The sequence below is a fragment of the Acinetobacter sp. genome (assembly GCF_041919735.1).
Taxonomy (GTDB): domain Bacteria; phylum Pseudomonadota; class Gammaproteobacteria; order Pseudomonadales; family Moraxellaceae; genus Acinetobacter.
The window spans coordinates 1-13,338 of record NZ_JAYRTF010000013.1; the positions used below are offsets into that span (position 1 = coordinate 1).

The window sequence follows — 13,338 nt, forward strand, 5'->3', positions numbered from 1 at the left end:
AGCTCGTAGCATTCATGGGTTTCTGAGTGGAATTTACGCATCGTTATGTGCATATCAACTTAATCATCAAAATAAACCAACAATTCAAATTATGGAATCATTGGCTTAAGCAGGATTCGGGTTAATTTTAAAGTGATTTTTTGCATGATTGATAAGGTGAATGGTAGACAAAAAATAAGTGCCGGTTTTACACTTATTGAATTAATGATCACAATAGTTATTATTGCTGTATTGGCTGGCATGGCATTGCCTTCTTATAAAAATTACATTAAAAGGGCAAATATAAAGGCTGCACAATCTGATTTGATTTCGTTGAGTTTGGTTTTTGAAAATTATTATCAACGAAATTTATCTTATCCAAATCAAGACTATGCAAATACTAGTGCACTAGCAGCTTCCAACGCTTTTCCTCAATGGTCAGCAAGTAAAACCGATATTTTTAATTTTTCCAGCACAAAAGTAGATGATGGGAAAGGTTATATTTTAACAGCTACTGCTAATAGTTCGAGCAACCTGAACGGCTGTATTTTAAAGATTACCAATACAAATACTCGTACTGCAACAGTGAACTGTGATGGTCAAACTGCATGGTGATTTTCTGGAGAAAACAGCAAGGTGCAACGCTCATAGAGTTAATGGTGATGATTACTATTCTTGGTGTTCTAGCGGTGGCGGGTACTTCGTTAACCTCTTTATGGTCGAAGCAAGCTGAATTGGATAAGGCTATCATGTCTTTGCAAAGCGCGATGAACTTAGCTCGATCCACAGCTATACGCAATGAGTTTAGCCAAAATGTAGATTATGCAGCGAGCCAATTATGTTTTGATCAAAATACTAGAGAGCTATCAGTCCATAAGGCGACTGTTGCTGGTTCTGCAAGCTGTTCAAGTACTGCCGTGTTTAGTTATCCGCTTAATTCAAAAATTGAGATCAAGCATATGGATACTACAACTTTCAAGTGTTTTTCATTCAATCATTTTGGCCAAGTTGTTACTGAAATTACTGGTAACTGCAAAACCAATTTATCGCTGGTTGTAAGTAATGGATCTCTCGATGAAACAAAAAAGCTCGATTAAATCCAATCAAAATGGCATTGGGCTTGTAGAAGCTCTTGTTGCTGTCGCCTTATCAAGCATAGTTATTTTAGGTGCAGTATTTGGTACTGGGCGCATCTTGGTGAGCCAGAAAGAAAAAAATCTTCAGTATATAGTGGTGAATGAATTGCGTGCTGATTTGCAAAAAGCATCATCACAAGAAAAAAATGCATGGTGTAATGGAGACTCCAAGCCTGAGATTAAGCTGCCAAATGAAAAGGATGCTGTAGAAATTAAAGTCACTTGTGAATCTATGGAGGCTACAGTCAGCAATCCTTTAAATTCTACATACAATAAGACAATTACTGATAAACAACCTATTAAATTTGAAATAAATAGTAATTCTCTTGGCGGTAAAATTACGATAGGAGAAGAGCTAAAATGAAAAAACAGACTGGTGCAACTTTAATAAGTTTATTAATAGGTCTGGTAATAGCGATGTTCTGTATTTTAGCAATTCTTAGTTCTTATCGAACAGTGGTTAAGACTGGGGTGGAGTCGCGAATAGCAGCTACACATGATACTGAATTACAAAGTGGCTTAACGGCTGCCCAAATGTTTTTGCAGAATGCCGGTTTTGGGTTGGATGGTGCAAATCACTTTTTAATTACCGACATGCAAATTGAGTCAAATAACTTATCAGTTGTACTTTGGCGCTATAACAATGGGTCAAAAGTAATATGTGAAGGCCTGGCTGATGCAGAGAGCGGCGATAAGAAGAAGCGCCGTTTGGTTTTTTTGGAAGGGCTTTCAGATGAGAGCGGCTCACCATGCAATTCAACTTTGAGCTTGGGGGCTTTTAAATGGAAGGTAAAAAGCACATTGGCAAATCTAGAAGATTATTCTGCTGATAAGTCTAATCCTAAGCAAATAATGTTTAAGCAGACTGCTTTAGCTTGTTCACCCTATGGGGCTGGAGATGCCGACGAAACAACACCGCACCCATTAATTACGATTGAAGCTCAAACAAGCACTCAAAAGCTTGCAGGTTTGGAAAAAGTCCAAATTCCTGTTTGCCTTCTAAATATTGCGTCTTAAAAGAGAGAAGCTAATGTCTATTGAAAACCCAAAGTATCCTCAGGCGCAGCAAGGTTTTGCAACCGTACTTGTTGTTTTGCTTGTGGGGGTTGCTGTTGCTGCTGCAACATTAGGAACAGCATATTATGTAAATACATCTCAAAAAACATTAATTTCAAGCCATGCTTTAACAAATGCGCAATCTGGAGCATGGACTGGAGTTGAGGTATTTCGTAAATATTTAACAAATTTGGATAGTGCTGGAATTTTATCACTTAATGGCCAAAATCTTGTTGTAAAAATACAAGGCGGGCGTGAACTGAAAGTCGATAATCTAGTGAGTCTGGAAACAAATTCGGAGTTAAAACAGTATAGAGTTTCAGCAAATATTTTGAATCAAAGTGAAAAATCTGGCTCATCTTCTAAGATTCAAGTTGTATATGATATTTCTTTAAATCAAGATGCTTCAACTGGTAATGATAATTCAGCAAAATCAACAGAATATTCAGGTGCAATGAATTTTTATGGAAATTTGGATGCAAATGGGGGCATTAATTTTTCTAATGCGGGAGATAGGGCTGTCGTTAATGTTTCTGGAAATTTTAATACCAATAGCGGTTTAAGCGGAATTAAGGAACTTAAAGTGTTAGGTGACGTCAATATTGGTGGAGGGGGGATTACTGGACTAGAAAATATATATGCTAATGGTAATGTAACACTAAAGGCTAGTGGTAATGCATCACTGGTCTCTGCAAAGGGTACGGTAACGACAAGTGGTGGAGTGTCAGTTGGTGATATCTATGCTGATCAAAATGTAGAGATTGGCAGCAGCGGCACCATCAACAGTATTGATACTAAAGAGTCTATTTTTGCTGGAGGCGGGGGGCTTATTAAAGTTGCGACGGCAGGTAAAAACATTGATATTAAAAGTAAGTCTATTACTACAGCTCTTGCAAATTCAAAGATTAACCGTTCAGGTGGCGGTGAATATTTAACATATGCAACAAGTGGTGATGTATTTACTTGCGGAAGTAAGAATTGGAATGCATTTACATTGTTAAAAGCTGTTTCATTTACAAAATGTCCTGATACCCCTGAGAAAATGTTAAAAATATCAGCTGGAACTAAGGTTGCCTTTCCGAAAGGAGCATTGGCTACGGTTACAATGAGCAAACCTATAGTTAATGCATTTACATATGAAGAGCAAGCAAACTATATTTTTAGTGTGGATGAAAATAAAAAAATTAAAGTAAAGGTTCGAAATATAAAAAGCAAGGATGGTAAAACGGATTATTCTGGTGATTACTATTTAGCAAAAATTAGAACTGGCAGTGCTGATTACGGTAGCTATAAGGGGCAAATACGAGAAGGATATTTATGTAAAGAATTACAGCAAAATGATTTAGAGTTTTGTAAATATGATAAAAAAGAGACAGTTGTGAATTGGAATACAACCGTAGAATATGTTCCATATTACACGCTAAAGTTCATTCATCCAGAGGCAGATCAGAACTCAGGCTGGAAATGGGTTGATTATAATCAGCAAAATAATACATGGAATTTAGTTAATTCGTCCTCTTTGTCTCCTTCTATTGCACCTGGAGTGTTATTTTTTAGAGGTAATTTGGTGGTTGATAAAGGCAATTATATTAATACTTTAATAGCTAGTGAAAATATACGGTATGGAGGGAGTACGGAACTTCGCGCACCTAATTATTCAAAAATTGAATTAGTATGCAATACAGTTTTTGGCATGCCAAGTAATTTATGCAGCACGTCTGCTGCTTTTACTCCTAATGGTATTGGAAATATTGCACTTTTAGCAGGTTCATGTATGGATGCTGCATCACCGGATAAATGTTCATCTACTTATGTGGGTGGTAATATTACCTTAGTCGGGCAGGCAACAATCGAAGGAAATGTAATAGCAGGAAACAAACTGGATACTGGTGGAAGCAGCTCAATTAAGGGATCAATTCTTGCTGCAGCATTAGGCAAAGATACAGGTTCTAAGCTTGGTGGTTCGACAACCATCGATTTTAATGGAACTACTGATGAACAAACAACAATTACATTGCCTAGTGAAAATAATAAGGGTACAGGCGGTGAACAAGTTGCCCATGGTGTTAAAGTTAAATGGGCTAGATATATTTAATTCAATAAAAACATTAAGCAACCTGTAATTATTTGTATGGTTGCTTAATGTTTTTTGAATTATTTAATTGTCCATTTTGTGCCAGATTCGATAACATCTGAATATAAATTTTTTGACATTAATTGAAGGTTGAAATCTTGAGGATCATTAGGCAAGGTTATTAATAATGGCAACCTTGAAACTCCTAATGTACCTGTCGCAATTGCATAATTGAGGTCCCGATAGGAGCTGGAATATGCATTTTCAATTTCAAAATTCACACATAATGTAGGGTTTTGTTTTCGAATAGAAATAATTTCAGAATAGCATTTGCTTCGAATATCTTTCTGTTGTTTTTGTAATTTTTCAATTTCTTTTTGAATTCCGTCAGTCTTTTTAAATAAGCGTGTAAAAAAGCCTGCTTGTTCAGCTTTTTTTGTTTCTTTCTCCCATAGGGAGATTTGCTGTTGAACTTTTCTATTCTCTTCTAAAGAAGACTTAATTAGATTTTGCATTTTTACTAATAACATATTTGTTTCATGTAACTTTGGTTCATAACTTTCGATGCTGTCAAACGGTTTGAATATTTGTGATTTTCGTTGATTTAATAGTTTTAAGTAAGCTAATAGCTTTTGTTTGAAATTTAAAGCCTGGTTGTTATATGCGATAGCTGAGTTATATAAAAAGTCATCATACATGTTTAATAATTCGATGAATAACCGACGGATATTTAAAAAACAGTATTCTAGTTCATCGGGCTGTTGGTAAACCTGGTTTAAGGCTGCTTGAAATGGTTCTAAAATATTTACAGTTAATTTTTTTTCAACTTCAATTAGATGTTCATTAACGATCGAATCGACTGAGAAACTATTTACATTAAGCTGTGAACTTAATAAAGAAAAAATTTCAGTCTGGTTGTAGTCATGAAAGCCTTCAATAAGTTGTGTAATGTGTGGGCTAAGAGTTCGTTGAATGCCAATAATGCGGTTTATTAAAAAGTCAAGATTTTTAATGTATGATGGGTCGGAAATTTTACTTTCTTCTAGAACAAGACCTTGTATATATATCCCACCGTTAGAGCCTAATGTCTCTTCGGATAAAAAAGCTCTGATTGAATAATGGACTTCTGTATTTTCTATAGTGCTGGCTATAATAAAGTAATATTTGGAAGTTTTGATTAAGTCAAAATCTCTAATTTTTTGTTGTGAATATAAATAGTCATTAAAAAATGGATTTTTATCACTTTTTAATTCATTTTGAAGAATTTTTGAAAACCATGATCTTAAAATAATTTTTTTAATAAATACTTCAAGTATAAATTCTCGAACCTGATCAGTGGTGATCCCGCGTGTATTCTCTTTGACACTAAAATCTATTTTTTTAATGATATCTGCTGCATCATATAAAAAGGAACATAATAATTCTTTTTTTTCAATATCTTTTGTATGAATCGAATTTGTAGCTTCGCGTATTTCGCTTAATACGCTTTCGAGATAATTTGCAATTTCCAGTGCTGTACTTAAATTTTTTAAATAATCAAGACTTATTAATAATCTCGGTATTAAATTTAATAACTTTGGGTTCTTAATATGTTCTGCAAGATCTCTTGTTGAAGTGTATCCAATATAATAATATTCTTTTTTTTGTGGGTCAAAACGAATATTTTTTCTTTTTAAAAATTGATCTTCAGCTTTTTCAATTAAGCTTTCAGGGATTTCTTTTAGCAAATTATCAAGATTTTTTTTCCAGTCTATGTCTAAAGCTGGTTCTATTTGCTGTAATTTTACACGTAAATAATATGGAATGTAAGCCGTCATAAAAATGCCAAAAATATAAACTATGCAAAGAAAAAAGAGAACAAATCGACAGTATTAGATCATAATAATAACAAAAAATCACCAGTATTTTTAGTTAATTAAGTATGTTTTGGGTGTGCTTGATGGAGTTTAATATTGAATTTTTCCGTGTGAGAATTGAAATTTATAATTTAATTTGTGATATGTGTTTTAGGCTGAAATAATTTACTAAATTTATGCTGATTCTTTATAAATATTTTTTTTTGATAAGGCATGTTGATCGTGTTATTTAATATTAAACATATGAGATTATGAATCAAAAAGATTTTTATTTTTATATCTAAATACCTTGCTAGCTAAGATATGGTTTGCTATAGAAGTGTTCTCCACGCTTTCAGGTGGTTTTATAGACTTATGAGAAGATGATTGGTTAAAAATAAAAGTATGTTTAATATTGTAAATTTATAATAAATATTGATTTTTATTAAAAATATACAAATCAGTATACAATTTTATTAAAATAAATTTGTATACTCGCTCACTACTAATTACTCCAATTTACTACATTCCTATACAACTTTAAAAAGTGCATAAGGTATTGTTATTACAAGGTAATAAGGCTACATGCAAGGCATTCCAATCCAGCACAAACTTGGTGGGTTCTACTTTTTCTATTACGCCATCGTTGGCACATTTATGCCGTTTTGGAATTTGTATCTCGAAGACCAAGGCTTCAACTATCAAGAAATTGGCGTCTTGTCATCAATTGCGATTATCACGCGTTTTTTTGCTCCATTTATCTGGGGCTGGATTGCAGACAAATCTGGCAAACGCATGCTGCTGGTGCGTATTGCCACATGGATGGAGTGCTGCATTTGGCTGCTCATTTTTATTATCCCAAACAGCTTTCAGGCAATCGCTCTGCTTATGCTGATATTCAGTTTCTTTCAAAATGCAATTCTGGCGCAGTTTGAAGGGGTCACTTTATTTTGGCTGGGTGAAAAACGCACAATGCTGTATGGCAAGGTTCGAAAATGGGGCTCGATCGGTTTTATTGCGGGGGTATTTTGTATTGGCGCAGTGCTCGAAATTATAAGCATCTCTTGGCTGCCGGTTTTGCTGCTGTGTATCGCATCACTGGCTTTTTTGTGGTCGTTTAGCATTAAAGAACCAAGTTCAGCACCTGCCTCGCAAAAACAGCTGGAACCATTGTGGCCAATTTTAAAAAGACCCATTGTGGCGTGTTTTTTTATTATTGAATTTATACTGCTTTTTTCACATGCGCCATTTTACAGTTTCTACAGCAATTATTTGCACCAAATTGGCTACAGTACAGGGCAAATCGGCTTGCTGTGGTCAGTTGGCGTTATTGCCGAAATCATTATGTTTGCTTTTGCGCAGCTGTTTTTAACGCGTTTTTCATGGCGGACTTTGGTTTGCGCTTGTCTGCTGTTAACGGGGCTGCGCTGGCTGCTGGTCGGGCTTTATCCTGAGGTATTTACGATTCAATTTATTGCGCAAACCATACATGCATTCAGTTTTGGCTTATTTCATATGATTGCTATGCGTATTATTTTTATGAATTTTAGTGTGGGGCAGCAAGGGCGCGGACAGGCGCTGTACAGCACTATGTGGGGCTTAGGGGTTGCGAGCGGCAGCATGCTGGCTGGACATTATTGGGATATTCTTTCAGGGCCGTCGATTTTTATGTTGGCAGGGACTTCCACTTTGATTGGACTCTTTTTCATTGCCGGCTTGCCTAAGAAAATTTTAAGTTGATTGCAATTTTTAAACTGATTGTAAATAAAGCGTGATTGCTAGCTGTAATTTGCCACCTGATTGCGGCCCAGTTCTTTCGCCTGATATAGCGCTTGATCTGCATGATTGATCAAGCTTTGCAGTGTTTGCTGTTCGGACATGTTGTGATGTGTGATGCCGATACTTACTGTAATGTACAAGGGATCTTTGCCGTGAATACTGATAGGCGTGTTTTCGGTAATGGTGCGGATGCGCTCAGCAATGCCTTGCGCTTCGCTCATATCAATATTCTGCATGAAAATAACAAACTCTTCACCGCCTATGCGGGCAAATAAATCATCGCGCCGCAGATTATGCTGGATGGTCTGGGCAAAGTGCTGCAGCACCAAATCGCCGATATAATGCCCGTACTGATCATTGATTTTTTTGAAATGATCAATATCCATCATAATAATAGAAAAAGGCTGAGGCAGGTCATTTTGCATCAGCAGTTCGCTTCTTTGAAAGAAATAGCGCCGTGTCATTGCGTGAGTCAGGCTGTCATGATTGGCTAAATACAAGACTTGCTTATACAGTTCGTGGCGGTTTTGGCTGATAATGCATAAAATGAGCGGCGCGAGGCTCAGCATGCATAAACCGATGCGTACAGATATCGACGTTGATAAATATGCATCGGAAGATTCTGAAAGATAGAATTGATTCAAGCTGTGATAAGTTGCCAATAACACAGCGAAATTAATTAAAGCCACTGAAAATAGCCGATAGGTCAAAGCAGCCCAAATCAAAGCGGCAAGCGGATAGAGCAGTGCGCCGGGACCAGAAAATAAATAGGTCATCAGCACGCATGCAAAAACAGCAATCAATGGAAAAATGTGGCGGAGCGGATATTGCTTGTGCCGGCGCTCATTCAGCACGAATTTAACTTTAGCCCAAGTGGGCATTGCTAAGATCAGCGGAATAACCAAGATCTCATTCACTAATTCTCCCGTCCACCACATTCCAAAATCGACCCATAAACGGTCTGCGGACATAAAAGTGTTGGGCACATGCGGGATGGTGAAAACGGCAAATGCTGCGCTGGCTAAACAGCCGGTAAAGGCAAAACCCGAAAATAAATAAAGAAAAGTGAAGCCTTTATTGTAATTACGGTAATTGATACGGAAATAATGGATGAAAAATAAGGACGCTGCAACGTTCAGCAAATTCGCCAAGGTGAGGAAAAAAGTCAGTTCAAGATGATTGCCTGTAAGCAGGTCTGCCGCCATATATGCAGAAAATGCGCCAAGCCATCCGCCTGCATTGTTCAGCTTGGGAAAACGGATGAATAATGCCAGCAATGCGCCATTGGCAGGCCAGAAAAATGCAAAAAAAGAAAGCGGGCGCGTCAAAATGCCAATCAGGCTGCAGATCAAGACGACGATGGCAATAATTGTGAAAGCTTTGCTTTGCTTGCCTATAGATACAGACAGCTCATCTGAAGTATGCAAGTCAATCAGCCCCTTCCTAAAATTGCTAACCTTAACGTCCTTGGAATATCCGACTAAAGTTTAATTCTTTTGCTTATGATAAGCGATATCTTGCCGATGAATGTGAGAAAACTATGAAAAATGTGAATTATTTTTAAAAAAATGAACCTTTTGCACAGCAAATTAAAAAGCTAGAGTTCCAAGCGAAAATGATTGTTATAAAATGGTGATAAATGAATGTTTTATAAAAAAATGTGGTAATTTATAAGCCATAGTTTATATGATTGAATAAACGTATGAAAAATACATATCTTACTGTTTTACTTATGCTATTTGCTACAAACGCAATTGCTGCAGACAATAAAAAAATACCGCAAAATCAAAATGCTGATACGCAGGCTCAAGAAAGCCCAGTTAATAGCTTCCGCGTGATGACTCGGCCGGAAATTGTTGGCCTATGGGGAATGGAAATTCCAAGCAAACGCAAATGCATTGAATATTATAATTTTAAGAGCAACAATGATGTCATTATAAAAAGCGGCGATGAATGGTCATCTGGCATGTATGACTATCAGCCGTCTCAGGATCAAGCCGCGCAGCTTCCTGCGCTGGTTCTGCAAGTAAAATATGATAACAATGAAGTGGATTGCTCGGGCAATAAAACTGATCAGACAGGTGAAATTTCACAATATTTTGTGCAGTGGAAAAACGCCAGCACCATCAATTTCTGCAGCAATGAAAAAGCCGAACAGTGTTTTGCAACTTTGCATCGCGTCTTGCCTTAAATTTTTTTTGATATTGTTTCAAAATAAAAAACCGCTCAATGAGCGGTTTTTTATTTCATGGCGGTTTAGGCTTTGTCTGCCTGACCTTCAATCTTTTTCAGCAAGTGTTTTTCCAGATAATGGATGTCTACTGCTTGTTTAGTGAAGTTTTTATCTTCTAAAATCAAATCACGATGAAGCGGGATATTGGTTTTAATGCCGGTTAAGATCATTTCGTCCAAGGCCTGTTTCATGCGCGCAATTGATGTTTCGCGGTCTTTGCCGTGGGCAATCAGTTTAGCGATCATAGAATCATAATACGGCGGAATGCTATAGCCTTGATAAATATGAGAATCTAAACGGATGCCAGCACCGCCAGCGGCATAGAAATGCTCAATTTTGCCTGGAGACGGCATAAATGTCGTCGGATCTTCGGCATTGATGCGGCATTCCATTGCATGGCCTTTGCATACAACGTCTTCTTGCTGAATTTCCAAGCCCAGGCCTGCTGCAATGCGCAGCTGCTGTTCAATAATGTCAACACCAGTCACCATTTCAGTGACAGGGTGTTCCACCTGAACGCGGGTATTCATTTCAATAAAGAAGAATTCACCATCTTCAAACAAGAACTCAAATGTTCCTGCACCGCGATATTGCATCAGTTTACAGGCATTGACACATGCTTCTAGAATTTCTTCACGTGCTTGTTCTGGTAAACCAGGCGCAGGCGCTTCTTCCAGTACTTTTTGATGGCGGCGCTGCAATGAGCAGTCACGGTCATATAAGTGAATGGCGTGGCCGTTGCCGTCAGCAAGCACTTGAACTTCGACGTGACGCGGTTTTTGCAGGAAGCGTTCCATGTAAACCGTATCATCGCCAAACCACATTTCAGCATCACGCTGCGCAGCCTGTACAGATTCAAGCAGGGTATCGACACGCTCAACAATACGCATGCCGCGTCCGCCGCCGCCCGATGCTGCTTTGACGATCAGCGGGAAACCGATTTCTTTGGCTTCAGCCAGCGCATTGTGAATCGTCACTGCATGGTCACAGCCAGGAACGGTCGGGACACCGGCTTTTTTCATTGCAATAATGGCAGAAACTTTGTTCCCCATTAAGCGGATGTGTTCTGGACGAGGGCCGATAAAGATAAAGCCTGAGCTTTCTACAATTTCAGCAAACTCTGCATTTTCAGATAAAAACCCATAGCCTGGGTGAATGGCGTCAGCGCCTGTGATTTCCGCTGCGGTAATAATCGCAGGGATGTTCAGGTAGCTTTCGCTGCTTGCACCAGGACCGATACACACGGCTTCATCGCAGAAGCGCAAGTGCATGAGGTCTTTATCTGCATCGGAATAAATCCCTACGGTTTTAATTCCTAAAGTTTTGCAGGCCCGAGTGATACGCAATGCGATTTCACCACGGTTTGCAATTAAAACTTTTTGCAACATTATTTTTCCCCGAGGTCTTAGGCGCGGTAGCGGAACAATGGTTGACCGAATTGGATCACATCGCCATTCTTCACTAAAATTTCTTCAATCACGCCGCTTTGAGTCGCTTCAATCGGGTTCATGATTTTCATTGCTTCAATAATGCCCAGTGTTTCACCAGCAGAAACAGTTTGGCCTACTTTTACGAATGTTGCTTCACCTGGGCTTGGCGCAGCATAGAACACGCCGACCATTGGTGAAGTTTCTACTGCGCCGCGAGGCGTTTTAGCAGCAGGTGCGGCTGCTGCTGGCGCAGGCATTGCAGGAACAGCTGCTGCAACAACTGGACTGCGACGAGTCAGCGCAATGGATTGGTCGCCTTCTTTAACTTCTATCGCCTGTAAGTCAGATTCAATCATCAAATCGATGAGCTTCTTGATTTTACGGATATCCATGAGACAGTATTCCTAATTTTAAGATTGTAAAGATGGCTGGATTTTTTCGAGAGCGTAGTCAAGTGCTGCGGCATAGCCTTTTGCACCTAAACCGCAGATTACGCCAACGGCTTTATCCGATAAATATGAATGATGGCGGAAAGCTTCACGCGCATGCACATTTGATAAGTGAACTTCGATAAACGGGATGGCAACGCCAAGAAGGGCATCACGTACTGCCACTGAGGTATGCGTCAGCGCTGCAGGGTTGATAATGATGAACTGTACGCTTTCTTGCTGCGCTTGATGAATACGGTCGACAACTGCACCTTCCCAATTGCTTTGGAAAGTATCTAGAGAAATTGATGCATTTTGCGCTTGTGCTTTGAGCTGCTGATTTATATCCTCAAGGGTGAGGTAGCCATAAACTTCCGGTTCGCGCTGTCCCAGCAAATTCAGATTCGGTCCATGAATGACCAATATGGTCGAACTCATTCAGCTTGCTCCAATTAAAAGTTGCAAAAATACTTTGCGAGATGTCAGCAAAGTTTGCTTATTATGGCATGAAATTCCACATTTCTTTTATAATTTCTTTGAATTGACGTAGAAAGCATGTGCCAGAATTGAACAGTATAATGAGAACTTTGCAGAGAATTGGCAATGTTAAAAGATTACATTTTTTAGTGTGATTATGTTTTTTTAATTTTAAACTGAATTGGCGAAAACTGTTCATATCAATTGTGTAACTGCGGGCCGCGGCTCTGCACTCAAAAGCGCGTTCCAGCGCTTCTATAGCGCGGAGGACGGTGTTTCTGCTTCAATTTTTTAGTTTGCTGCGCAGATGAAGATTCTTTTGGGATGCTGTCCGCGCCATTACATGTTTGCATTTTCATTAAAGCCGTCATCAGCTGATCGCGCTGCTGGGTTTTATGTCAAGGCCGTCCTAAATCATAGGTATGCATTTTTTCATACAGGGTACTGAACATGACGGCGGCTTTTTTATATTGAATATTTTTCTAAATAAAACATTAATTTGGTGGTAAATTTCAGGATTGATGGTCTGTCTGCCATTTGCTGAATATTCGAGGCCAATTGCATATGAGATGCCTTTTATAGAGAGATACGGCAGGTCTTCATAACGTAGGGTATGCAGTGCAGTGCCAAGGCGCTGCTTTGACAGCCATGCATGCGCGCCGTTGATTTGAAAAATCGCTGCTGTTTTAATGATCTCCTTATCTGTTAACAGCTTAGCGAAACTGCGTGAAGATAGAATTTGCTTAAAGGGAAGATCAGGGGTATTCAATGCCATGCAGGATTGACTTTTTTGCTCACAAATGGTGCGGGCAATCAGGGCAGAGAACAGTTTAGCCCGATGCCGCTTATTGGCAAAAGTTAAATCTTAGCAATTACGGGTGCTGTAGCGCTTCCGTATTTTGCTGATTTTT

At 38.6% G+C, this 13,338-nt stretch carries 13 protein-coding genes and 1 pseudogene; 8 read left to right on the forward strand and 6 right to left on the reverse strand.

Annotated elements, in window-relative coordinates:
* From ACE3T3_RS09040 to ACE3T3_RS09065, 6 genes and pseudogenes are all read left to right on the forward strand, one after another.
* A pseudogene (locus ACE3T3_RS09040) lies at window positions 1–109 on the forward strand (IS982 family transposase); the annotation flags it as partial.
* Window positions 110–144: 35 nt separating this feature from the next.
* Window positions 145–594, forward strand: a complete 450-nt coding sequence (locus ACE3T3_RS09045) for a type IV pilin protein (RefSeq protein ID WP_374666122.1) — start codon at window positions 145–147, stop codon at window positions 592–594.
* Window positions 588–1,076: a Tfp pilus assembly protein FimT/FimU gene (locus ACE3T3_RS09050; protein WP_374666124.1), complete on the forward strand. Its 489-nt coding sequence runs from the start codon at window positions 588–590 to the stop codon at window positions 1,074–1,076. The genes ACE3T3_RS09045 and ACE3T3_RS09050 overlap by 7 nt, the downstream gene beginning before the upstream one ends.
* Window positions 1,054–1,479: a prepilin-type N-terminal cleavage/methylation domain-containing protein gene (locus ACE3T3_RS09055; RefSeq protein WP_374666126.1), complete on the forward strand. Its 426-nt coding sequence runs from the start codon at window positions 1,054–1,056 to the stop codon at window positions 1,477–1,479. Before ACE3T3_RS09050 ends, ACE3T3_RS09055 begins: the two co-directional genes overlap by 23 nt.
* Window positions 1,476–2,132: a PilW family protein gene (locus tag ACE3T3_RS09060; RefSeq protein ID WP_374666128.1), complete on the forward strand. Its 657-nt coding sequence runs from the start codon at window positions 1,476–1,478 to the stop codon at window positions 2,130–2,132. Before ACE3T3_RS09055 ends, ACE3T3_RS09060 begins: the two co-directional genes overlap by 4 nt.
* A 13-nt stretch (window positions 2,133–2,145) precedes the next feature.
* On the forward strand, window positions 2,146–4,266 hold the full coding sequence (locus ACE3T3_RS09065; protein WP_374666130.1) for a hypothetical protein: 2,121 nt from the start codon (window positions 2,146–2,148) through the stop codon (window positions 4,264–4,266).
* Window positions 4,267–4,325: 59 nt separating this feature from the next.
* On the opposite strand, the gene ACE3T3_RS09070 is transcribed toward ACE3T3_RS09065, so the two are convergent.
* Window positions 4,326–6,062 (reverse strand): hypothetical protein, encoded by a 1,737-nt coding sequence (locus ACE3T3_RS09070; RefSeq protein WP_374666132.1) that lies wholly within the window; start codon window positions 6,060–6,062, stop codon window positions 4,326–4,328.
* A gap of 603 nt (window positions 6,063–6,665) precedes the next feature.
* Between ACE3T3_RS09070 and ACE3T3_RS09075 the strand changes: the two genes are divergently transcribed.
* Window positions 6,666–7,820 (forward strand): MFS transporter, encoded by a 1,155-nt coding sequence (locus ACE3T3_RS09075; RefSeq protein ID WP_374666134.1) that lies wholly within the window; start codon window positions 6,666–6,668, stop codon window positions 7,818–7,820.
* 38 nt (window positions 7,821–7,858) lie between these two features.
* Here the strand turns inward: ACE3T3_RS09075 and ACE3T3_RS09080 are convergent, their stop codons facing one another.
* Window positions 7,859–9,286 (reverse strand): diguanylate cyclase domain-containing protein, encoded by a 1,428-nt coding sequence (locus tag ACE3T3_RS09080; protein ID WP_374666136.1) that lies wholly within the window; start codon window positions 9,284–9,286, stop codon window positions 7,859–7,861.
* A 275-nt stretch (window positions 9,287–9,561) separates the two neighbouring features.
* Here ACE3T3_RS09080 and ACE3T3_RS09085 point away from each other — a divergent pair, with 275 nt between their 5' ends.
* The gene (locus ACE3T3_RS09085) at window positions 9,562–10,050 is read left to right on the forward strand and encodes a hypothetical protein (RefSeq protein ID WP_374666138.1); all 489 of its coding nucleotides are present in this window, start codon (window positions 9,562–9,564) and stop codon (window positions 10,048–10,050) included.
* Window positions 10,051–10,115: 65 nt separating this feature from the next.
* On the opposite strand, the gene accC is transcribed toward ACE3T3_RS09085, so the two are convergent.
* The 4 genes from accC to ACE3T3_RS09105 all read right to left on the reverse strand — a co-directional run bounded on the left by accC (window position 10,116) and on the right by ACE3T3_RS09105 (window position 13,202).
* Window positions 10,116–11,480, reverse strand: coding sequence for an acetyl-CoA carboxylase biotin carboxylase subunit (gene accC / locus ACE3T3_RS09090; RefSeq protein ID WP_374666140.1), 1,365 nt, complete (start codon window positions 11,478–11,480; stop codon window positions 10,116–10,118).
* Between the two features lie 17 nt (window positions 11,481–11,497).
* Window positions 11,498–11,914, reverse strand: a complete 417-nt coding sequence (accB, locus tag ACE3T3_RS09095; protein WP_374666142.1) for an acetyl-CoA carboxylase biotin carboxyl carrier protein — start codon at window positions 11,912–11,914, stop codon at window positions 11,498–11,500.
* 18 nt (window positions 11,915–11,932) lie between these two features.
* Window positions 11,933–12,388, reverse strand: coding sequence for a type II 3-dehydroquinate dehydratase (gene aroQ, locus ACE3T3_RS09100; protein WP_374666144.1), 456 nt, complete (start codon window positions 12,386–12,388; stop codon window positions 11,933–11,935).
* A 448-nt stretch (window positions 12,389–12,836) separates the two neighbouring features.
* Complete coding sequence (locus tag ACE3T3_RS09105) at window positions 12,837–13,202, reverse strand: hypothetical protein (protein ID WP_374666146.1); 366 nt, start codon at window positions 13,200–13,202, stop codon at window positions 12,837–12,839.
* Between the last annotated feature and the right edge of the window lie 136 nt (window positions 13,203–13,338).

Coding starts and splice junctions, on each gene's coding strand:
- ACE3T3_RS09045 (WP_374666122.1), top strand. CDS start 145: ATGATTGATAAGGTGAATGGTAGACAAAAAATAAGTGCCGGTTTTACA.
- ACE3T3_RS09050 (WP_374666124.1), top strand. CDS start 588: ATGGTGATTTTCTGGAGAAAACAGCAAGGTGCAACGCTCATAGAGTTA.
- ACE3T3_RS09055 (WP_374666126.1), top strand. CDS start 1,054: ATGAAACAAAAAAGCTCGATTAAATCCAATCAAAATGGCATTGGGCTT.
- ACE3T3_RS09060 (WP_374666128.1), top strand. CDS start 1,476: ATGAAAAAACAGACTGGTGCAACTTTAATAAGTTTATTAATAGGTCTG.
- ACE3T3_RS09065 (WP_374666130.1), top strand. CDS start 2,146: ATGTCTATTGAAAACCCAAAGTATCCTCAGGCGCAGCAAGGTTTTGCA.
- ACE3T3_RS09070 (WP_374666132.1), bottom strand. CDS start 6,062: ATGACGGCTTACATTCCATATTATTTACGTGTAAAATTACAGCAAATA.
- ACE3T3_RS09075 (WP_374666134.1), top strand. CDS start 6,666: ATGCAAGGCATTCCAATCCAGCACAAACTTGGTGGGTTCTACTTTTTC.
- ACE3T3_RS09085 (WP_374666138.1), top strand. CDS start 9,562: ATGAAAAATACATATCTTACTGTTTTACTTATGCTATTTGCTACAAAC.
- accC (WP_374666140.1), bottom strand. CDS start 11,480: ATGTTGCAAAAAGTTTTAATTGCAAACCGTGGTGAAATCGCATTGCGT.
- accB (WP_374666142.1), bottom strand. CDS start 11,914: ATGGATATCCGTAAAATCAAGAAGCTCATCGATTTGATGATTGAATCT.
- aroQ (WP_374666144.1), bottom strand. CDS start 12,388: ATGAGTTCGACCATATTGGTCATTCATGGACCGAATCTGAATTTGCTG.
- ACE3T3_RS09105 (WP_374666146.1), bottom strand. CDS start 13,202: ATGGCATTGAATACCCCTGATCTTCCCTTTAAGCAAATTCTATCTTCA.